Genomic DNA, 16,982 nt, shown 5'->3' with positions numbered 1-16,982 from the left:
CGGGCTGTTCTATTATTTCGATCAATGAACAGAACACAGCTCTCCCAACTCGCGGTATTGGCCGCCGTCGCCGCCCACGGCAGCTTTCGTGGTGCCGCGCGCGAACTGGGTGTCGCACCTTCGGCCGTCAGCCACGCCATCGGCAGCCTCGAGGCGAGCCTCGGCATTCGTCTGCTGGCCCGTACCACCCGCAGCGTCGCCCCGACGGAGGAGGGGCGCCGGCTGCTCGAACGGTTGGCGCCGGCGCTCGACGAGATCGCCCATGCACTGGAGGCAGCCGCCGACGCCCGCGAGCGCCCGGCCGGCAATCTGCGCATCACCGCACCGCGGTTCGCTGCCGATCTGATCCTGGCGCCGCGCCTGGGCGCCTTCCTGGATCGGTATCCCGAGATCGTGCTCGAAATCGCCAACGAGGACGGCTTCACCGATATCGTCGAAGAAGGTTTCGACGCCGGCATCCGGCTCGGCGAGAGCCTGGAGGCCGACATGATCGCGGTGAAGGTCGGCCCGGAGCTGGAAAGCGCCGTCGTCGCGTCTCCCGAATATTTCCAACGCTATGGCCGGCCGCAGCATCCGCGCGACCTCGCGCAGCATCGCTGCATCCGCCGGCGCTTCTCCAACGGCACGCTCTATCGCTGGGAATTCGAGAAGCATGGCGAGGAATTGACGGTATCGGTCGAGGGACCGCTGATCCTTGGCGAGGACCGGCCGATCATCAAGGCGACAATGGGCGGCGCCGGTCTCGCCTATCTCTTCCTCTTACGGGTCGAGACCGCGATTGCCGAAGGGAAGCTGGTGCGCGTCATGGAGGACTGGTGCGCGCCCTATGCCGGCCCCTATCTCTACTATCCGAGCCGCCGGCAGATGCGGCCGGCACTGCGCGCTTTCATCGACTTCTTCCGGCACAGCGGATAGCAGCCGGCGCAAAATCGGGTGGCGCGACGGGCCCGGATCTGGAATGCCATTGGTTTCGTGTCTTGATGAGAGGAAGGCCTATGAAAAAGCCCGGTTCGATGAAGGGTCTTGAAGATCTCGGCCGGGTGCGGCTTTCTCGAAACTTCTTCTTTCGCGATTTCCTGCATTCGGAAATCGCCGACTTCTACCGTATCCCGAACATTCCCGATGATCCGGATCTGGCGATCGAGGCCGGGCGCCGTCTCTGCGAGGAACTGCTGGAACCGCTGGAAGCGACCTTCGGCCGCCTCGTCATCCGCTCGGGCTACCGCAACCGCGCCGTCAACGGCTTCGGCAATGCCAATGGGCTCAACTGCTCGACCAATGCGGCCTCTGCCGCCGACCACATCTGGGACATGCGCGATGCCGACGGGTGCATCGGCGCCACCGCCTGCATCGTCATTCCCTGGGTCTGGGATCGACGCGGCGAGATCGGCGGCTGGCAGTCGATCGCCTGGTGGATCCACGACCATCTGCCCTACGCCTCGCTCTGCTTTTTCCCAAAGCTATGGGCTTTCAACATCCAGTGGCACGAGCGGCCGGCGCGCCGGATCATGAGCTTCGTTGAGCCGCGCGGTGTCCTGACCAAGGCCGGCATGGCGAACCAGGCCGGCCGCCACGCCGAGGCCTATGCCGGGTTTCCGGATTTGAGGGCCGCGCCGATATTCACCTTGTAGCGCACATGCTCGTCGGTGCCGGAGTAGCGGTCATAGAGCCGCCGCGCCGTCGCATTGTCGGCCTCGGTGTACCAGTAGAGCCGGTCCCAGCCCTTCTCCTGGCAATGCGCAATGAGATCGTCGATCATCGCCCGCGCCACGCCCTGGCCGCGCGCTGCAGGATCGACATAGAGATCCTCGATGTAGCAGATCGGCCGGCGAAAGAAGGTGGCGAGCTGCTCCTGGCAGATCGCAAAGCCGACCACCTGCCCGTCGAGCATCGCCAGCCGCGCAAAGAGCGGTGCGGCGGGATCCATAACCCTCTTCCAGGTGAGGTCGATGACGTCTTCGGCGAGATCGGTGCCGGAAAAGGCGACATAGCCAGCCCAGAGGCGGCGCCAGTCCGCCTCGTCGCCGCCAGTCGCGGCGCGTATCGTCAATGCCATTGTGTGGTTTTTGCTCCCGTCACTCACCGACGTCGTTGAGTTTTTGCACCGCCTCGTCCGACAACTTGAGTTCCGCGGAGCGAATGAGGCTTTGCAATTGCTCAAGGCTGGTGGCGCTGGCGATCGGCGCTGTGACGCCCTTGCGTGTCCGGATCCAGGCGAGCGCGATTTCCGCCTGGGTCGCGCCCGTGTCGGCCGCGATGTCGTCGAGAACGCCAAGGATGCGCATGCCGCGTCCGTCGAGATATTTCTCGACTCCGCTGCCGCGCACGGAGCCTTCGAGGTCCTTGTGGGTGCGGTATTTCCCCGAAAGGAAGCCCCGCGCCAGCCCGAAATAGCTGATGACGCCGATCTCCTCGGCGATGCAGAGGTCGCGCAGCGGTCCTTCGAATGCGTCGCGGTCGTAGAGATTGTATTCCGGCTGCAGCACCTGATAGCGGGGCAGGCCCTGGTTGGCGGACACGTCGAGCGCCTCGCGCAGTTGCAGCGAGTTCAGGTTGGAGGCGCCGATCGCCCGCACCTTGCCTTCGGACAGCAGCTGGTCGTAGGCCGCAAGCGTCTCCTCGTAAGGCGTGTCGGGGTCTGGCCAGTGCGAGAGATAAAGATCGATATGGTCGGTCTGTAGCCGCTTCAGCGAATCTTCGACCGCCTGCAGGATCCAGCGGCGCGAAAGCCCCTTGCGGTCGGGGCCGAGCTCCGAGCCGACCTTGGTGACGATGACGGCCTTGTCGCGCGACCGGCCCGACTGTTTCAGCCACTTGCCGATGATCGTTTCGGACTCGCCGCCCTGATTGCCGGGCGCCCAGGAGGAATAGACATCGGCGGTGTCGATGGCATTGAAGCCGGCATCGAAAAAGGCGTCGAGCAGCGCGAAAGAGGTCTTCTCGTCGGCGGTCCAGCCGAAGACATTGCCGCCGAAGACGAGGGGCGCGATTGTCAGGTCGGTGCGGCCAAGTCTCAGTTTTTCCATGGTTTCGCTCCATTGGACTGGATGAGGGCATGTTGCGATCGGGAGGATTGCGAAGGAAAGATAGGGCAGAAAAGCTGACATTGTCACCCGCCTTTCGGCAATTTTCTGCACGTCGTACTTCTTCGCCAAACCGCTCACTGCCGCTTGCTAGGTACGTACCTCGGCGCTAGTCTCTGCCACCAAATCAGGGAGCCTTGTCATGTTACGTTTCGGAATTCTGTCCACGGCCAGGATCGGCCGCGACCTCGTCGTGCCGGCCATTCAGGATGCGGAAAACGCCGTCGTCTCGGCTGTCGCCAGCCGCGACTTCGCCAAGGCCCGGGCAATGGCCGATCGCTTCTCCGCGCCGCACGCCTTCGGTTCCTACGAAGAGATGCTCGCTTCCGATGTCATCGATGCGGTCTACATTCCGCTGCCGACGGCGCAACATGTGGAATGGTCGGTCAAGGCCGCCAATGCCGGCAAGCATGTGCTTTGCGAAAAGCCGATTGCCCTGCGCGCCTCTGAGATCGACCAGCTCATCGCCGCACGTGACCGCAACGGCGTCGTAATCGCCGAAGCCTTCATGGTCACCTATAGCCCGGTCTGGCGAAAGGTCCGCTCCCTGATCGCCGAAGGCGCGATCGGCCGGCTGCGCCACGTCCAGGGCGCCTTCACCTATTTCAACCGCGACCCCAACAACATGCGCAACATCCCGGCGCTCGGTGGCGGCGGCCTGCCGGATATCGGCGTATACCCGACGATCACCACCCGCTTCGTCACGGCCAAGGAGCCGGTGCGCGTCCAGGCAAACACCGATCGCGATCCGGAATTCGGCACGGATATCTATTCGAGCGTGCGCGCCGATTTCGGCGACTTCGAGCTGAGCTTCTACATCTCCACCCAGTTGGCGGCCCGCCAGGTCATGGTCTTCCACGGCGACAAGGGCTTCATCGAGGTGAAGTCGCCCTTCAACGCTGACCGCTATGGCCGCGAGGAAGTGGAGTTGACGAACCAGAACCACGCCCAATCCCAGCTTTTCCGCTTCCAGGACGCGCGCCAGTACAAGCTCCAGGCGGAGGCTTTCGCCCGCGCGGCCAAGGGCGAGGACGAGGAAGTGGTGACGCTGGAAAACTCCCGCCTCAATCAGAAATTCATCGACGCGATCTACCGCGCCAGCGCCAGGGACGGTTGGGAGACCATCTGATCAACGGAAAGGGCCCGCTGGTTTTGCCGGCAGGCCCTTTCCTCTTCATCTCCAGCGATCATCCCGTCAGGCAATCGCTGCCTGTTCCCGCGCAAGGCCGCGCAGCTTGAAGATCAGAAAGTCGGCGACCGTGATCAGGCCGATGACGATGAAGCCGATACCCGCGACTGTGAGGAACGGGTAAGCCGCGACCAGCAGTGCTACGCTTGCCACCTGCCAAAGGATGTCGCCAGCGATGCTGACGCGTGCCGCTGCTGCGACCGGCCCGCCGTTGCGCGCCGCGGCAAGGTGGAAGATCCCCCAAAATACCAACCCGACGCCGAGGGTCTTCATCATCGGCGCTGTCGCGGCGGGGCTGAAGAGCGAAGCAAGCGGGGCGGCAAAAAGGATCAGCACGGCGCCGACGGCAAGAGAGTAGACGCCGTCGGCAAGGAAGGTCTTGTTGAGCAGGCTGCGGTTCGAGAGGTTCATCGTCGGCTCCATCGGTTTGTCGATGACCGGAGATTGCCGGTTCGGTGTCATCAAACCAATTACCTCTGAGGTAATGGATTTTACGACCGGCGCGCGCCACTCTCCGGCAGAACGGAGAATCACGATCCATGCAGTTTGGTGAACATCTGAAGGAATGGCGCGGGCATCGCCGCATGAGCCAGCTTGATCTTGCGGTTGCCGCCGGCATCTCGGCGCGCCACCTGTCCTTTCTCGAAACCGGCCGCTCGAAACCGTCGGAGGGCATGATCCTGCGGCTGGCCTCCGTGCTGGAAGTCCCCGCCCGCGACCAGGGCACGCTGTTTTCGGCAGCCGGCTATCGACCGCGCATGGCGACGCGGCCCGCCGCCGGGCTGGACGCCATGCCGCCGGTCGTTGCCAATGCCATCAGGCTGATCCTGGCGCGCCACGATCCTTATCCGGGGCTGGTGCTCGACCACGAGTATACGCTGCTGGTCGTCAATCCGGCGCTGGCGAGCCTCGCGGTTGCCGCCGACATTCCGTTCCAGCCCGGCGAGAACTTTCTCGACACGTTTCTCGGTAACGACAATGTGCGCAAGCTGGTCGTCAACTGGGAGGCCGCGGCCGCCGATCTGGTGCAGCGGGTCAGAACCGAAGCCTGGCTGCAGGGTCCCCGCAGCCGCCTCGGCAAGCGGCTGGAAAAAGCGGCGTCCAATCCGGCCGTGGCGCGTGCGACCGAAAACCATCCGGACACTGACCGGTTGCCGGTGCTGCCGATCGAGCTCGACATCGGCGGCTTGCGCTTAAGCTTCATCACCACGCTTCAGACCTTCGGCTCGACCCAGGATGCGCTGGTCGAGGGGGTGCTGATCGAATCTTTCTTTCCGGCCGACGAGGAGACCAAGGCGTTTTTCGAACGCAAGGGATGATCGGCTATCGGTCGCGCTCCAGGCCGATGGCAATCGCGCCGCAAATCATCAGCGCGACGCCCATGTTGTAAGCGCCGATCGCTGCCGCCGCCTGGATCCAGTCGCCGCTTGCGCCGGCAAGCGCCAGCAACCCCGTGCCGGCAAACAGGCAGGCGCGGGCGGATTTGAGGCCGCATACGGCAATGCCGAGGACGAAGGATGCGGTGACGATCATGAGGCCCGCTTATCCCCTTAGGAGTTGATGATGATCATGCCGCTGATGATCAGCGCGGCGCCGAAGGCGTAGCGCAGCGTCACCGCCTCGCCGAGAAAGACGGCGGCAAGCAGCGGCACGATGCAGAAGGTAAGCGCCATGAAGGAATAGGCGATCGTCAGTGGCACCGACTTGATCGTGAAGATCCAGATGATCGTGCCGATGCCATAGACGGCGAGCGCGATCAGCAGGGTGGGGCTGAGGGCCAGAGCCAAGAGCCCCTGGGCACTGGCATTCCCGGTCTTCGCGCTTGTCAGCTTGAAGAGGATCTGCCCGGCCGAGATCAGCACCGGCGTGAAGAACAGCCCGAACCAGACGGTGGGCGTGAGATTGAGGTTCATCGCCATGCCTCACTCCGCCGCGGCAGTTCTGTCTTCGCAATAGAAGATATCGCGGCCGATATCGACGCATGTGTGCTCGGCCGGAACGGGATGCATCGCCCGCAGGAAGGAGTGGGTATAGGGAAAGAAATTGAAGTGCGGATTGAAGGTGTAGCGGTACTCGCGCTCGCGCGGCACGACGATGATCAGGCGCCGGCGGGTGACCCGGCGAAGCTCGGCGATCGCCTTGCGGTAGTCGAGAATGTGCTCGATCACATGCGTGCAGACGACCGTGTCGAATTCGCCGTCCGCAAAGGGCAGGTCCTCGATCATCGCGGCGTGATATTCGATGCCTTCGATCCGGGCCGCATCGTCGATGGCGAAGTCGACACCGGCGAGGCGTTTAAGGTCGGGCTTGGCTTCCCGGATACGCTTCAACAGAACGCCGGTGCCGCAACCGACGTCGCAGACGCTGTCGCCGACGACGCTTGCCGCGATCTTGCGCACGCAGGCTTCGGAATTGTCCGTTCCCTCGTGCACTCTCGGGTGCTGCCGGTAGAGGTCCTCGTACTCGTTCGCCGACAGGAACGGCGCCCGTGCGCGAAAGTCGGCGAGGTGGGCGATGTGCTTGCCCCAGGCGAGGCTCGCCATGCCCTTGAACAGGCGTGAATCCCTGAGGATCGGCGGAATTACGTCTTCGATCAGGAAGCGTATGCGGTTGGTCGTTTCCCGGTTCATCCGCGGCGCTCCCGCACAATGCGTGGTGCCGACTGCAAGCCGGCTTCCTGGTCCTCGCTCCGGGGCAGGGCGACGCCGCTATCGACCTTCTCCAGCGGCGCAGCCCGTACCGGTGTCGCGATGTAGTGCAGCCGGAGCTGCTCGGTGCGTGCGCGCGAGACCGAATCGAGGATCAGGCCTGCGGTGAACATGATGATCGACATCATCAGCATGGCCAGGGCGAGGACCCAGGTCGGCATGCGCGGCACGAGGCCTGTGGCGAAATATTCGAGCAAGACAGGCATCATGAAGCCGATGCTCGTCGCAAAGAACGCCATGGCGATCACGCCGAAGAACGTGAAGGGCCGCGTTTCTTTCATGAGCATGGCGAAGGTCCAGAGGATCTTGGCGCCATCCTTGTATGTCGACAGCTTGGAATGGGAACCTTCCGGGCGCCGGCCATAGTCCAGTTCAAGCTCCGCGACCGGCAGTTTGAGACGCGAGGCATGGACGGACATCTCCGTCTCGATTTCAAAGCCGTTGGAAATCGCCGGGAAGCTCTTGGCGAAGCGGCGCGAGAGCACGCGGTAGCCGGAGAAGATGTCGTTGAAATCGGTGCCGAAAATTTCCCGGTACAGAATGTTGAAAAGCCTGTTGCCGAAGGCGTGACCCTGCCTGCCGGCATCGTCGTGAACGCCGCGCCGCGTGCCGACGACCATGTCGGCGCGCTCGGTGATCAAGGTGCGGATCAGGTCTTCCGCATCGGTCGGGCAATAGGTGCTGTCGCCGTCGGCCATGACATAGATGTCGGCGTCGATATCGGCGAGCATGCGGCGCACCACGTGCCCCTTGCCCTGCCGGCGTTCACGTACGACGGTCGCGCCGGCAAGCATCGCCTTCAACGCCGTGCCGTCGGTCGAGTTGTTGTCGTAGACGTAAATTCGCGCCGTCGGCAGTGCCGTCTGGAAACCCTCGACCACCTGTCCGATGGTCGATGCTTCGTTGTAGCAAGGCAGGAGAACGGCGATGTTGAAGCGGTCGAACATCAAGGTGGCTCGGTTGCTGTTGGATCGCGCCATCATAGGATCAGGGTGTTAACAAGACGCCAAGGTGCGCCGCGCGGGCCGGTTGAAGCGACCGGCCTCGCCGCCGCGCGCTTTACGCTTTCTTGATCGCAGGGACGTAAGATCCACGCGATCTAGAGGGCGGGAACCTATGTCGAGCGGAATGGCGGCACTACCGGAAATGGCGGCTACGCCCAGGCAGCGGCGGCTCTCGTCGAGCCTCCTTGGGATGGTGCTCGCCTATGGCGTGCCCACGGTTCTTTTCCTCGTCACCCAGTTCATGCGGGCGCCGGATTATCTCGGCCGCGACAATGACGATGCCATGCGCCTGGTCGAGGTGCGCGACCTCCTCGCCGGACAGAGCTGGTTCGACCTCACCCAGCCCCGCCTGGGGCTCGAGGGCGGAACGCTGATGCACTGGTCGCGCCTGATCGATCTGCCGATCGCCGGGCTCATGTCGATTTTTCGGCCTTTTGTCGGCGTGGAGCAGGCGGAAGTCCTGGCGCTTGCGATCTGGCCGATGGCGCTCGCGGTCGGGCTGCTTGCGGCGATGGGGCTCGCCGGACGCCGTGCCGGCGGCACGGTCGCCATGCATTTCTGCCTGGGGCTGACCGCGATCTTCATCGCCACCTCGAACCGTTTCCTCGGGGGCGCCATCGATCACCACAATGTGCAACTGGTGCTGGCCGCGGTCATGGCGGCGATGCTCGTCGATCGACGGTATCGTGCCCTAAATTATGCGCTTGCGGGAGCGGCGGCCGCACTCGCGATCGCCGTAGGTGCCGAAACCACGCCACTCGTGGCGATCGTCTGCGCAATCGTTGCCTGCCAGTGGCTCTGGGCCGGCCAGACGGCCGCGCGTTCGACCGTCGCCTTCGGCCTGTCGCTGACAGCCGGCCTCAGCGTCATCTTCTTTTCGACCGTGCCGCCGCGCCTCTATTTCGTCGCGACCTGCGACAATCTCTCGATCGCCTTCTATTCGCTGGCGCTGACGGGAGGCGTCCTCCTCGCGCTCGCCGCCGCCACTGTCAGCCACCGCGCGCCAGCGCTGCGCTTCGGCGCGCTCGCTCTCTGCGGTCTCGTCGTCGCCGCGGTCGCCCTGTCTGTGGCGCCACAATGCCTCGGCAATCCACTGGCCGGTCTCGATCCGCTGCTCATCGAGCTCTGGCTCGACCATATCTCCGAAGCCCGTTCCGTCACGCTGATCGCTGTGCAGGAGCCGACCAATATCGGCGCCTACTATTTCACCGGCGCCTTTGCCTCGGCCATCTGCCTCTGGCGCATCTTGCGTCGCGACCGGATCGATCTCCATCTGGTGCTCCTTGCCTTGGTGCTTTCGAGCCTGGCGATCGCCCTCGTCCAGGTCCGCGGCATGGCATTTTCCAACCTGCTCGCCATCGTGCCGATGGCCCTGCTGCTTACCGACCTGCGTGCGCGGTCGAGCGGCGGAACGGCTGGCGCCCGCGCCTCCCTTCTCTATGTCGGAGCACTGCTCGTTTCCGTTCCGGCGATGTGGGCCGTTGCCGGAACGCTTGCGGAAAAGGGGATCAGCGGGTTTGCTGCCGCGGAAGCAGCGGTCACGAACGGCGAGGCGTGCCTGACCGACGCCGCCCTTGCCGATATTGGGCGGCTGGCGCCGTCGCTGGTCGTCGGACCGTCGGATATCGGCGCGACGCTGCTTCGCCGCACCGAACACCGCGTGCTCAGCGCGCCCTATCATCGCAATGCCGCCGGCATGCTCCGCGAACTGAAGATCGGCCTGGCCGAGCCTGGAGCCGCCGCCGTCCTGTTGCACCAGCTCGGGCAGCCGGTGCTCGCCTTCTGCGCCGTTGACGCTCAAACGCAGGTCATAGCTGCCCGCGCTCCGCGTGGTCTCTATGCGGATCTCGCCGCCGGGCGCGTGCCGGCATTCCTGTCGCCCCTGCCGGTTTCGGAAGGCTCGCCCATCCGGCTCTATACGCTGGCGCCTTGAGCGCCACGCCCCTGGCGCGTGGAAAGCGTGAGGGATGTGCTGGCCTTCGGCGAAGGGTGCGGTAAAAGAGGCAATGGCCTCTTTCTTCGACAGCGATTCTCCGAGCAACCTCACCGAATATTCGGTGTCCGAGCTTTCGGGCTCGATCAAGCGAACGGTCGAACAGGCCTTCGACCAGGTGCGCGTGCGCGGCGAAATCTCCGGCTATCGCGGCCCTCATTCGTCGGGCCACGCCTATTTCGCGCTCAAGGACGATCGGGCGCGCATCGATGCAGTCATCTGGAAGGGTACCTTCTCGCGCCTGCGCTTCCGTCCGGAAGAGGGCATGGAGGTGATCGCGACCGGCAAGGTCACGACCTTCCCGGGCTCTTCGAAGTATCAGATCGTCATCGAGACGATGGAACCGGCCGGCGCCGGCGCGCTGATGGCGCTGCTCGAGGAGCGCAAGCGCAAGCTCGCCGCCGAAGGGCTGTTCGACGCCAATCGCAAGCGGCAGCTGCCCTATATGCCCAAGGTGATCGGTGTCGTGACGTCGCCGACCGGTGCCGTCATCCGCGACATCCTGCACCGCATCGCCGACCGCTTTCCCGTCCATGTCGTCGTCTGGCCGGTTCGGGTGCAGGGCGATGGCTCGGGTGACGAGGTGGCAGCGGCGATCCGCGGCTTCAACGCGATCGAGCCCGGCGGGCCGACTGCGCGGCCGGATGTCCTGATCGTCGCGCGTGGCGGCGGCAGCCTCGAAGACCTCTGGGGCTTCAACGACGAGGCCGTCGTGCGCGCCGCCGCCGCCTCCGGGATCCCGCTGATTTCGGCCGTCGGCCACGAGACGGACTGGACGCTGATCGACTATGCCGCCGACCAGCGCGCGCCGACGCCGACGGGTGCAGCGGAAATGGCGGTGCCGGTCAGGGCCGATCTCGAAGCCGGTCTCTCCGGCCTGTCGGCACGCCTCAAGTCGGCTGTCGGACGCCAGATGGACAATCGCCGCCAGGCGGTGCGGTCTCTGGCGCGGGCGCTGCCGTCGCTCGACCAGTTGCTGGCGCTGCCGCGCCGCCGTTTCGACGAGGCTGCACTCGGGCTCGGGCGCGGGCTCACGATGAACACGGCGAACAAGCGTCGTCAGTTCGAACGCGTGTCTACCGAGCTGCGTGCCGACCTTCTCAAGGGCAAGCTTTCCGAGCGTCGCCAGCGCCTGGTCGATGCCATGAACAAGGCCGACCGCATCGTCGAGCGGCAGGTACATCGCGGCGAGGCGCGGGTTTCTGCGGCCGACGCTGCGCTGCGCGCCTTACCCTCGCGCCTCATCGGCCAGATCCATCGGGCATCCGATCGCGTCGCCGGGCTTGCTGCCCGGTCCGATGCGGCCGTGCGCGCCGACGTGCGACGCCTGCGCAGCGTCATCGTCGCCCAGGATCGCATCCTGCAGTCGCTTTCCTATCGCAACGTCCTGCAGCGCGGTTTTGCGCTGGTGCGCGATGCCGAAGGCGGGCCGGTGCGCCAGGCTGCGTCCGTCTCGGTCGGCATGACGCTCAGCCTGGAATTTGCCGACGGTCGCGTGTCGGCGATTGCCGGCGACGGGGAGGGCGAGCCAGGTTCTCCGCCGACGGCGCCCCGCAAGAAGCAGCCGAAGCCCGCAGACCCGGCGGGAGACCCGCCGAAACAGGGCAACCTGTTCTAGCGCGTCATCCCGCTGTCATGCCGACGACATAACGCCAGCGTTCGCAAGAAAGTGACGGAGCCCGGCATGGTCGAGCGAGCCAAGATTATCTTCATCCACGGCGCTTCCAGCAGCGGGAAATCGACGCTGGCGCGGGCGGTCCAGGCGCAGATCGGCGCGCCGTTCTGGCATGTTTCGATCGACCATCTTCGCGATTCGGGGACGGTGCCAATGGAAAGGTTCCGCCGCGGCGATTTTCGTTGGAAGGAACACCGGGCGCGTTTCTTCGACGGTTTTCACCGCTCGCTGGTCGCCTATGCGTCAGCCGGCAACAATCTCCTGCTGGAGCACATTCTCGAAGAGCCCGGCTGGGCGTCTGAGCTCGCGGTGATGCTTCAGCCGTTCGATGTGTTTTTTGTCGCGCTTCACTGTGAACTCGACGAACTGGTCCGGCGCGAACGGCTTCGCGCCGACCGGCCGATCGGCAGCGCCGCAGATGATTTTCACCGCATTCACGTCGGACAGTGTTATGATCTGGAGCTTGGTTCGGGACAGGCCGCCGATGACGCCGCCGCGCAGTTGATTTCCGCCTGGTCGGTGCGCCGCTCGCCCTCCGTCTTCGACACACTGGGGCTGGAAGCCCGGCCAGGATCGGGCAAATCCCCGTTCTGAAGAAGGCGGCTGCTGGCGGTCTAGGGAGCGAGCATGACTGCCTCCTCGGCGCGGCCTGATGGTCGCGAAAAACGGCATTGTATTCGGTTGATTTTTCAGCTCATTTTCCCGGCGACGGATCTTGATTCCAGATCAATATGTTAGGAACACCGCATGCGCATCCTGCTCGTGCTTGCCCACCCGCTCGAAGACAGTTTTGCCGCGAACGTGGCGCGTGAAACGTGCGCCGCCTTGGAGGCGAGGGGACATTCGGTCGACTTGCTCGATCTCTATCGCGAGGATTTCGATCCGCGCCTCAGCGTCGCCGAGCGCGGCAGTTACTTCACCGACACCTATGATCGGTCAGGCGCGGCAGATTGGATCGGCCGGCTGCAGGCGGCCGATGGGCTGGTGCTCGTCTTCCCGCAATGGTGGTTCAATTTTCCGGCGATCCTGAAGGGCTTCTTCGATCGCGTCTTTGCGCCGGGCATCGCCTTCGACAACGACCCGGCCGGCGGCCGCATCATCCCGCGGCTCCACAATATCAAGCTCTTCTGGGCGCTGACGACGACCGGCTCGCCCTGGTGGGTGGTGCATCTCTACATGGGCAATCCGGTGAAGCGGCTTTTGAAGCGCGGCATCGCCGCCTTCTGCGCCAAGGGACTGAACTTCCGCATGCTCGCGCTGCACGACATGGACCGGGCGACCGACGCCAAGCGCAAGGCGCATCTGCAGCGTGTCCGTCGGCTTGCCTCCAGTTTGTGATCGCGGCTACTCGAAGGTCGCGAGATATTTGCGCAGCAATGCGTTGAGCACCACGCGTTCCTCGGGCGACAGCGCGGAAACGACGCGATGCTGGTTGGCCACATGCGCGGTCGCGGCCTCGTCGACACGGCGCAAGCCCTCGTCGGTCAAGGCGATGATCACCCCCCGCCTGTCCTCGGGATTGGCGATCCGTTCGACGAGCCCGGCCTTTTCAAGCTGGTCGATGCGGTTGGTCATGGTGCCGGAGCTGACCATGGTCGTATCCAGAAGGTCTCCGGGCGAAAGCCGATAGGGCGGTCCGGACCGACGAAGCGTCGCGAGCACGTCGAAGCTCGACGCATTCAATCCGCGCTCGGAAAACGACTTCTCGATTTCCCGGGCGATATGTGTCGAAACCCGTGAGAGCCGGCCAAGCAGGCCCATGGCCGAAACATCGAGGTCCGGCCGCTCCCGGTGCCATTGGGCCAAAATCCTGTCGACGCGATCCATCAAAACCTCCATGCATTTATCTCAGCATAGAGTATCTTGACTTAGAGATAAACCGCGCTATCCTCATTTTATCTTGACATAGAGATTCTTGAGGTAAAGATATGAGTTCGAACCGCACCATCGACCTTGCCTTGACCGCGCTGGCACCGGCCATCTGGGGCAGCACCTATCTCGTCACCACAGAGTTCCTGCCGTCTGGCTATCCGTTGACGGTTGCCATGCTGCGGGCGCTGCCGGCGGGGTTACTCCTGCTCCTGATTGTGCGGCGCCTGCCGGACGGTATCTGGTGGCCGCGGACCTTCGTGCTCGGCGCGCTCAACTTCTCCTTCTTCTGGGCCATGCTGTTCGTTTCCGCTTACAGGCTGCCAGGCGGCGTCGCCGCAACCGTCGGTGCCGTTCAGCCGCTGATCGTCATCCTGTTGTCGCGCGTCTTCCTGGGCTCGCCGATCCGCCTGCTCAGCGTGGTTGCCGGCCTTGCGGGCATTGCCGGCGTCGCCCTGCTGGTGCTGACGCCGGGCGCCGCGCTCGATCCGCTCGGGGTGCTCGCTGGTCTCGCCGGAGCCGTCTCCATGGCCTTCGGCACGGTGCTGAGCCGCCACTGGGCGCCGCCGGTTCCGCCGCTCACCTTCACTGCCTGGCAATTGGCCGCCGGTGGCCTCATGCTCGTGCCGGTGGCGCTGTTCTTCGAGCCGTCGCTGCCGTCGCTGACCACCGCCAACGTCCTCGGTCTCGCCTATCTCGGCCTGATCGGCGCCGCCTTCACCTATCTGCTCTGGTTCCGCGGCCTGTCGCGCCTCGAACCTTCTGCCGTCTCGCCGCTCGGTTTCCTGAGCCCGGTCGTTGCCATCCTGCTCGGCTGGGGCGTGCTCGGCGAGCAACTGACGCCGGTGCAGGCGCTCGGCATCCTCGTCGTCTTCGTCAGCGTCTGGCTCAGCCAGCGCGCGCAACTCGCCCCGAAGGTGCGACCGGCGCGCGCCTGAAAGCAGGGCTTGCAACCACAGCGCATGCGCTTCACATTGCCGGCAACGTCATTCCTCAAAGAAGCGCACGCCCTGACCGAGCATCTGACGCCAGCGCACTATTCCGATCTCCTCCGTTTCGCGAGGCGGCAAAGCCGCCGTGCGGCCGAAGCGGAGGATTTGCTGCATGAGGCGCTGATCGTCGCGCTCAAGGCAGGGCGTTTTCCAACCGGCGGCGATCGCGCCTGGTTCTGCGGTGTTCTCCGCAAGCTCGCCGCGATGCAGGCGCGCACCGCTGCTCGCCGTTTGCGCCGGGAGCTGCAAGCGGACGTTCCCGAAGTGGAAGAGCGGCGCTCTGGCGATCCGCTGGCCTTCGCCGTCACGCTTTCCCCGAGCCTCAGGATCGTGATGCTGCTGGCGATCGGCGGCCACAATCGCCTCGAAATCCGTCATCTCCTCGGCATTTCCGATGAAGCGCTGCGCCAGCGCATCCTGATGCTGCGCCGGGCCTGGCGCGATGCCGGCCATGTCGAGACCAATCTGGAGCTGACCGGACTTCGCTATCCGCTCGAAAGCGGCCGTATTCGTCAGGCCCTGCTGCCGGTCACCCGCGGCGGCCGCGCCGCCTTTGCCAGCCACGATCCGGACGGCCATCTCTTCGCGATCAATTTTTCGCCGCGCGTGTCTCACGAAACGGCAACCGGCGGCAACAAGCCGGCGTAACAAACACAAGGGAAGCAACCAATGTTGTCGAAACCACGTATCGGGGCCATCTGCTACTTCGTCTCGGATCTCACCCGCACGGAAGCCTTCTACCGTGATGTTCTGGGTCTCAACGTCCAGCGCATGGAGGACGACGAAGCCGGCTCCTGGCTGATGGCGAAGATAGAAGACGAGGTCGAGTTGATCTTCTTCGTCGTGGAGAGCAAGCCGGGCAACACACCGATCGTTGTGTTCGATCTCGCCGAGGGCGGCATCGACGATGTGGTCGCGGGCCTCGCTGAAAAGGGAACCACCATCGTCACGCCGGTGAGCCATGCGCCCGGCGGCTGGTCGGCAGAATTCGCCGATCCCGATGGCCACGTGCTGTCTCTCTACCAATCGGCGGAGATGCCGCGTCTGAAGCGGGCTGCCAACGGCTGAAGGGGCAGTTCCCCCAATAGAAAAGGCCGCCGCATGTGTTGCGGCGGCCACAAGCCTTTCAGGTCGGACGAGACCGGGGAGGGGCCGTGATCAGGCCCATTCACCCTTTCGCATGACCGGGACGCGGCTACCATCGGCGCGCACGCCGTCGATGTCGACCTGGCCCGAACCGATCATCCAGTCGATGTGGATCAGGCTGGAATTGCCGCCCTGGGCGCGGATCTGTTCCGGCGTCAGCTTGGTGTCGTCGACGAAGCAGCCGGAATAGCACTGGCCGAGCGCGATGTGGCACGAGGCGTTTTCGTCAAACAGCGTGTTGTAGAACAGGATGCCGCTTGCCGAGATCGGCGAGGAATGCGGCACCAGAGCCACTTCGCCGAGCCGGCGCGCGCCCTCGTCCGTGTCGAGCACCTTGTTCAGTACTTCCTCGCCGCGCGATGCCTTGGCCTCGACGATCCGGCCGCCCTCGAAACGCACCTGGATGTTGTCGATCAGCGTGCCCTGGTGCGACAGCGGCTTGGTCGAGGAGACATGGCCTTCGACGCGCAGCGCATGCGGCGTCGTGAACACTTCCTCGGTCGGGATGTTCGGGTTGCAGGTGACGCCATTCTTGGCCTCCGATGCGCCGCCACACCAGAGATGGCCATCGGCAAGCCCGACGGTCAGATCGGTGCCCGGGCCGGTAAAGTGCAACGCGGCAAAGCGCTCGCCGTTCAGCCAGGCCGAGCGCCGAGCGAGGTTGGCGTTGTGTTCCTTCCAGGCGGCCACCGGATCGGCGACATCGACGCGCGAGGCGGCGAAAATGGCGTTGGCGAGCTTCTCGACGGCAACCTCTTCCGGGTCGTTCGGGAAGACGAGCTTCGCCCAGGACGGGTTCGGGTATGAAACGATGTTCCAGTTGATGTCGAAGTTCGAGATCTTTTCGAGCGCCGGCTTATAGGCAATGGAATTTGCCTTGTTGGCCCGCGCCACCTTGGCCGGATCCTGCGCCGAAAGCATCATCGGGTTGTCGCCGGAGATTGCGAGCCGCGCTGCACCACCGGCGAAAGCTTCGGCCATGCCCTTGAACAGCCAGTCGCTTGCCCGGTCGAAGCTCTCGTTCGGTGCATAGGCATAACGCGAAAGCGTCGTGTCCTCGTCCGAATAGAGAGTCGTCACGAGGCCTGCACCGGCCTTGTAGGCGTGCTTGGTGATGAGGCGAACAAGCGGCATCGCCGCGACCGGCGCAGTCATGACAAGGTCCTGACCGCGCTGAAGCTGCAGGCCGACCTGGATCGCGACTTCCGCGAGCTTGTCGAGTTTCACCGGGTCGATCGGATCGGGCGTATTGGCGGGAAAGGTCATGATCTACCTGTCTTTCTGAAATCGGAAGAAGAAGACTTAGAGCGCTTTGCGGCGAAA

At 64.4% G+C, this 16,982-nt stretch carries 20 protein-coding genes; 11 read left to right on the top strand and 9 right to left on the bottom strand.

The window, feature by feature from the left end; all coding sequences use genetic code 11:
- The first annotated feature begins 24 nt into the window (after positions 1 to 24).
- Both ASE71_RS32840 and ASE71_RS32835 read left to right on the top strand, forming a co-directional pair.
- Positions 25 to 915, top strand: coding sequence for a LysR family transcriptional regulator (locus ASE71_RS32840; protein WP_060519596.1), 891 nt, complete (start codon positions 25 to 27; stop codon positions 913 to 915).
- Between the two features lie 80 nt (positions 916 to 995).
- Positions 996 to 1,631 (top strand): hypothetical protein, encoded by a 636-nt coding sequence (locus ASE71_RS32835; RefSeq protein ID WP_060519598.1) that lies wholly within the window; start codon positions 996 to 998, stop codon positions 1,629 to 1,631.
- Here the strand turns inward: ASE71_RS32835 and ASE71_RS32830 are convergent.
- Both ASE71_RS32830 and ASE71_RS32825 read right to left on the bottom strand, forming a co-directional pair.
- Positions 1,583 to 2,056, bottom strand: a complete 474-nt coding sequence (locus tag ASE71_RS32830) for a GNAT family N-acetyltransferase (protein ID WP_060519600.1) — start codon at positions 2,054 to 2,056, stop codon at positions 1,583 to 1,585. The genes ASE71_RS32835 and ASE71_RS32830 overlap by 49 nt on opposite strands.
- Positions 2,057 to 2,075: 19 nt before the next feature.
- The gene (locus tag ASE71_RS32825; RefSeq protein WP_029742451.1) at positions 2,076 to 3,026 is read right to left on the bottom strand and encodes an aldo/keto reductase; all 951 of its coding nucleotides are present in this window, start codon (positions 3,024 to 3,026) and stop codon (positions 2,076 to 2,078) included.
- A 199-nt stretch (positions 3,027 to 3,225) separates the two neighbouring features.
- Here ASE71_RS32825 and ASE71_RS32820 point away from each other — a divergent pair, with 199 nt between their 5' ends.
- Positions 3,226 to 4,212, top strand: coding sequence for a Gfo/Idh/MocA family protein (locus ASE71_RS32820; RefSeq protein ID WP_060519602.1), 987 nt, complete (start codon positions 3,226 to 3,228; stop codon positions 4,210 to 4,212).
- Positions 4,213 to 4,278: 66 nt separating this feature from the next.
- On the opposite strand, the gene ASE71_RS32815 is transcribed toward ASE71_RS32820, so the two are convergent.
- Complete coding sequence (locus tag ASE71_RS32815; RefSeq protein WP_060519605.1) at positions 4,279 to 4,734, bottom strand: hypothetical protein; 456 nt, start codon at positions 4,732 to 4,734, stop codon at positions 4,279 to 4,281.
- 77 nt (positions 4,735 to 4,811) lie between these two features.
- Between ASE71_RS32815 and ASE71_RS32810 the strand changes: the two genes are divergently transcribed.
- The gene (locus tag ASE71_RS32810; protein ID WP_060519607.1) at positions 4,812 to 5,591 is read left to right on the top strand and encodes a helix-turn-helix domain-containing protein; all 780 of its coding nucleotides are present in this window, start codon (positions 4,812 to 4,814) and stop codon (positions 5,589 to 5,591) included.
- A 4-nt stretch (positions 5,592 to 5,595) separates the two neighbouring features.
- On the opposite strand, the gene ASE71_RS32805 is transcribed toward ASE71_RS32810, so the two are convergent.
- The 4 genes from ASE71_RS32805 to ASE71_RS32790 are packed head-to-tail and all read right to left on the bottom strand — an operon-like array spanning position 5,596 to position 7,927.
- Positions 5,596 to 5,805 carry a hypothetical protein gene (locus tag ASE71_RS32805; protein WP_060519609.1) on the bottom strand — a complete coding sequence of 70 codons (210 nt, stop codon included), beginning with the start codon at positions 5,803 to 5,805 and terminating at the stop codon, positions 5,596 to 5,598.
- A gap of 17 nt (positions 5,806 to 5,822) precedes the next feature.
- Entirely contained in the window at positions 5,823 to 6,191 is a 369-nt protein-coding gene (locus ASE71_RS32800) for a transporter (RefSeq protein WP_234798717.1), read from the bottom strand.
- Positions 6,192 to 6,194: 3 nt separating this feature from the next.
- Positions 6,195 to 6,902, bottom strand: coding sequence for a class I SAM-dependent methyltransferase (locus ASE71_RS32795; protein WP_029742895.1), 708 nt, complete (start codon positions 6,900 to 6,902; stop codon positions 6,195 to 6,197).
- The gene (locus ASE71_RS32790; protein ID WP_113544676.1) at positions 6,899 to 7,927 is read right to left on the bottom strand and encodes a glycosyltransferase family 2 protein; all 1,029 of its coding nucleotides are present in this window, start codon (positions 7,925 to 7,927) and stop codon (positions 6,899 to 6,901) included. The genes ASE71_RS32795 and ASE71_RS32790 overlap by 4 nt, the downstream gene beginning before the upstream one ends.
- A gap of 169 nt (positions 7,928 to 8,096) precedes the next feature.
- On the opposite strand from ASE71_RS32790, the gene ASE71_RS32785 reads away from it, so the two are divergent.
- The 4 genes from ASE71_RS32785 to ASE71_RS32770 all read left to right on the top strand — a co-directional run bounded on the left by ASE71_RS32785 (position 8,097) and on the right by ASE71_RS32770 (position 12,990).
- Complete coding sequence (locus ASE71_RS32785; RefSeq protein ID WP_113544677.1) at positions 8,097 to 9,917, top strand: hypothetical protein; 1,821 nt, start codon at positions 8,097 to 8,099, stop codon at positions 9,915 to 9,917.
- Between the two features lie 73 nt (positions 9,918 to 9,990).
- Entirely contained in the window at positions 9,991 to 11,595 is a 1,605-nt protein-coding gene (xseA, locus tag ASE71_RS32780) for an exodeoxyribonuclease VII large subunit (RefSeq protein ID WP_060519613.1), read from the top strand.
- 66 nt (positions 11,596 to 11,661) lie between these two features.
- Positions 11,662 to 12,246, top strand: coding sequence for a chloramphenicol phosphotransferase CPT family protein (locus ASE71_RS32775; protein ID WP_060519615.1), 585 nt, complete (start codon positions 11,662 to 11,664; stop codon positions 12,244 to 12,246).
- A gap of 153 nt (positions 12,247 to 12,399) precedes the next feature.
- Positions 12,400 to 12,990 (top strand): NAD(P)H-dependent oxidoreductase, encoded by a 591-nt coding sequence (locus ASE71_RS32770; RefSeq protein ID WP_060519616.1) that lies wholly within the window; start codon positions 12,400 to 12,402, stop codon positions 12,988 to 12,990.
- Positions 12,991 to 12,996: 6 nt separating this feature from the next.
- Here ASE71_RS32770 and ASE71_RS32765 read toward each other — a convergent pair whose 3' ends face one another.
- The gene (locus ASE71_RS32765; RefSeq protein ID WP_113135386.1) at positions 12,997 to 13,491 is read right to left on the bottom strand and encodes a MarR family winged helix-turn-helix transcriptional regulator; all 495 of its coding nucleotides are present in this window, start codon (positions 13,489 to 13,491) and stop codon (positions 12,997 to 12,999) included.
- Between the two features lie 89 nt (positions 13,492 to 13,580).
- On the opposite strand from ASE71_RS32765, the gene ASE71_RS32760 reads away from it, so the two are divergent.
- The 3 genes from ASE71_RS32760 to ASE71_RS32750 are packed head-to-tail and all read left to right on the top strand — an operon-like array spanning position 13,581 to position 15,581.
- Positions 13,581 to 14,459, top strand: a complete 879-nt coding sequence (locus ASE71_RS32760; RefSeq protein WP_060519618.1) for an EamA family transporter — start codon at positions 13,581 to 13,583, stop codon at positions 14,457 to 14,459.
- A gap of 9 nt (positions 14,460 to 14,468) precedes the next feature.
- The gene (locus ASE71_RS32755; RefSeq protein WP_244497397.1) at positions 14,469 to 15,161 is read left to right on the top strand and encodes an RNA polymerase sigma factor; all 693 of its coding nucleotides are present in this window, start codon (positions 14,469 to 14,471) and stop codon (positions 15,159 to 15,161) included.
- A 21-nt stretch (positions 15,162 to 15,182) separates the two neighbouring features.
- Entirely contained in the window at positions 15,183 to 15,581 is a 399-nt protein-coding gene (locus tag ASE71_RS32750; protein WP_034804610.1) for a VOC family protein, read from the top strand.
- 90 nt (positions 15,582 to 15,671) lie between these two features.
- Here the strand turns inward: ASE71_RS32750 and ASE71_RS32745 are convergent, their stop codons facing one another.
- Complete coding sequence (locus ASE71_RS32745; RefSeq protein ID WP_060519620.1) at positions 15,672 to 16,925, bottom strand: aminopeptidase; 1,254 nt, start codon at positions 16,923 to 16,925, stop codon at positions 15,672 to 15,674.
- Positions 16,926 to 16,982 lie beyond the last annotated feature (57 nt).

The sequence above is a fragment of the Ensifer sp. Root954 genome (assembly GCF_001429005.1).
GTDB classification, from domain to species: Bacteria; Pseudomonadota; Alphaproteobacteria; order Rhizobiales; family Rhizobiaceae; genus Ensifer; species Ensifer adhaerens.
Note: the sequence above shows the minus strand (reverse complement) of the source record. Positions and strands in the feature narration are given on the sequence as shown.

What these genes read in the sequence shown, in the direction of transcription:
- ASE71_RS32825 (WP_029742451.1), bottom strand. Translation starts at nt 3,026, where the DNA reads ATGGAAAAACTGAGACTTGGCCGCACCGACCTGACAATCGCGCCCCTC.
- ASE71_RS32810 (WP_060519607.1), top strand. Translation starts at nt 4,812, where the DNA reads ATGCAGTTTGGTGAACATCTGAAGGAATGGCGCGGGCATCGCCGCATG.
- ASE71_RS32795 (WP_029742895.1), bottom strand. Translation starts at nt 6,902, where the DNA reads ATGAACCGGGAAACGACCAACCGCATACGCTTCCTGATCGAAGACGTA.
- ASE71_RS32800 (WP_234798717.1), bottom strand. Translation starts at nt 6,191, where the DNA reads ATGGCGATGAACCTCAATCTCACGCCCACCGTCTGGTTCGGGCTGTTC.
- ASE71_RS32770 (WP_060519616.1), top strand. Translation starts at nt 12,400, where the DNA reads ATGCGCATCCTGCTCGTGCTTGCCCACCCGCTCGAAGACAGTTTTGCC.
- ASE71_RS32790 (WP_113544676.1), bottom strand. Translation starts at nt 7,927, where the DNA reads ATGTTCGACCGCTTCAACATCGCCGTTCTCCTGCCTTGCTACAACGAA.
- ASE71_RS32775 (WP_060519615.1), top strand. Translation starts at nt 11,662, where the DNA reads ATGGTCGAGCGAGCCAAGATTATCTTCATCCACGGCGCTTCCAGCAGC.
- ASE71_RS32750 (WP_034804610.1), top strand. Translation starts at nt 15,183, where the DNA reads ATGTTGTCGAAACCACGTATCGGGGCCATCTGCTACTTCGTCTCGGAT.
- xseA (WP_060519613.1), top strand. Translation starts at nt 9,991, where the DNA reads ATGGCCTCTTTCTTCGACAGCGATTCTCCGAGCAACCTCACCGAATAT.
- ASE71_RS32835 (WP_060519598.1), top strand. Translation starts at nt 996, where the DNA reads ATGAAAAAGCCCGGTTCGATGAAGGGTCTTGAAGATCTCGGCCGGGTG.
- ASE71_RS32830 (WP_060519600.1), bottom strand. Translation starts at nt 2,056, where the DNA reads ATGGCATTGACGATACGCGCCGCGACTGGCGGCGACGAGGCGGACTGG.
- ASE71_RS32840 (WP_060519596.1), top strand. Translation starts at nt 25, where the DNA reads ATGAACAGAACACAGCTCTCCCAACTCGCGGTATTGGCCGCCGTCGCC.
- ASE71_RS32805 (WP_060519609.1), bottom strand. Translation starts at nt 5,805, where the DNA reads ATGATCGTCACCGCATCCTTCGTCCTCGGCATTGCCGTATGCGGCCTC.
- ASE71_RS32815 (WP_060519605.1), bottom strand. Translation starts at nt 4,734, where the DNA reads ATGACACCGAACCGGCAATCTCCGGTCATCGACAAACCGATGGAGCCG.
- ASE71_RS32745 (WP_060519620.1), bottom strand. Translation starts at nt 16,925, where the DNA reads ATGACCTTTCCCGCCAATACGCCCGATCCGATCGACCCGGTGAAACTC.
- ASE71_RS32760 (WP_060519618.1), top strand. Translation starts at nt 13,581, where the DNA reads ATGAGTTCGAACCGCACCATCGACCTTGCCTTGACCGCGCTGGCACCG.
- ASE71_RS32820 (WP_060519602.1), top strand. Translation starts at nt 3,226, where the DNA reads ATGTTACGTTTCGGAATTCTGTCCACGGCCAGGATCGGCCGCGACCTC.
- ASE71_RS32765 (WP_113135386.1), bottom strand. Translation starts at nt 13,491, where the DNA reads ATGGAGGTTTTGATGGATCGCGTCGACAGGATTTTGGCCCAATGGCAC.
- ASE71_RS32785 (WP_113544677.1), top strand. Translation starts at nt 8,097, where the DNA reads ATGTCGAGCGGAATGGCGGCACTACCGGAAATGGCGGCTACGCCCAGG.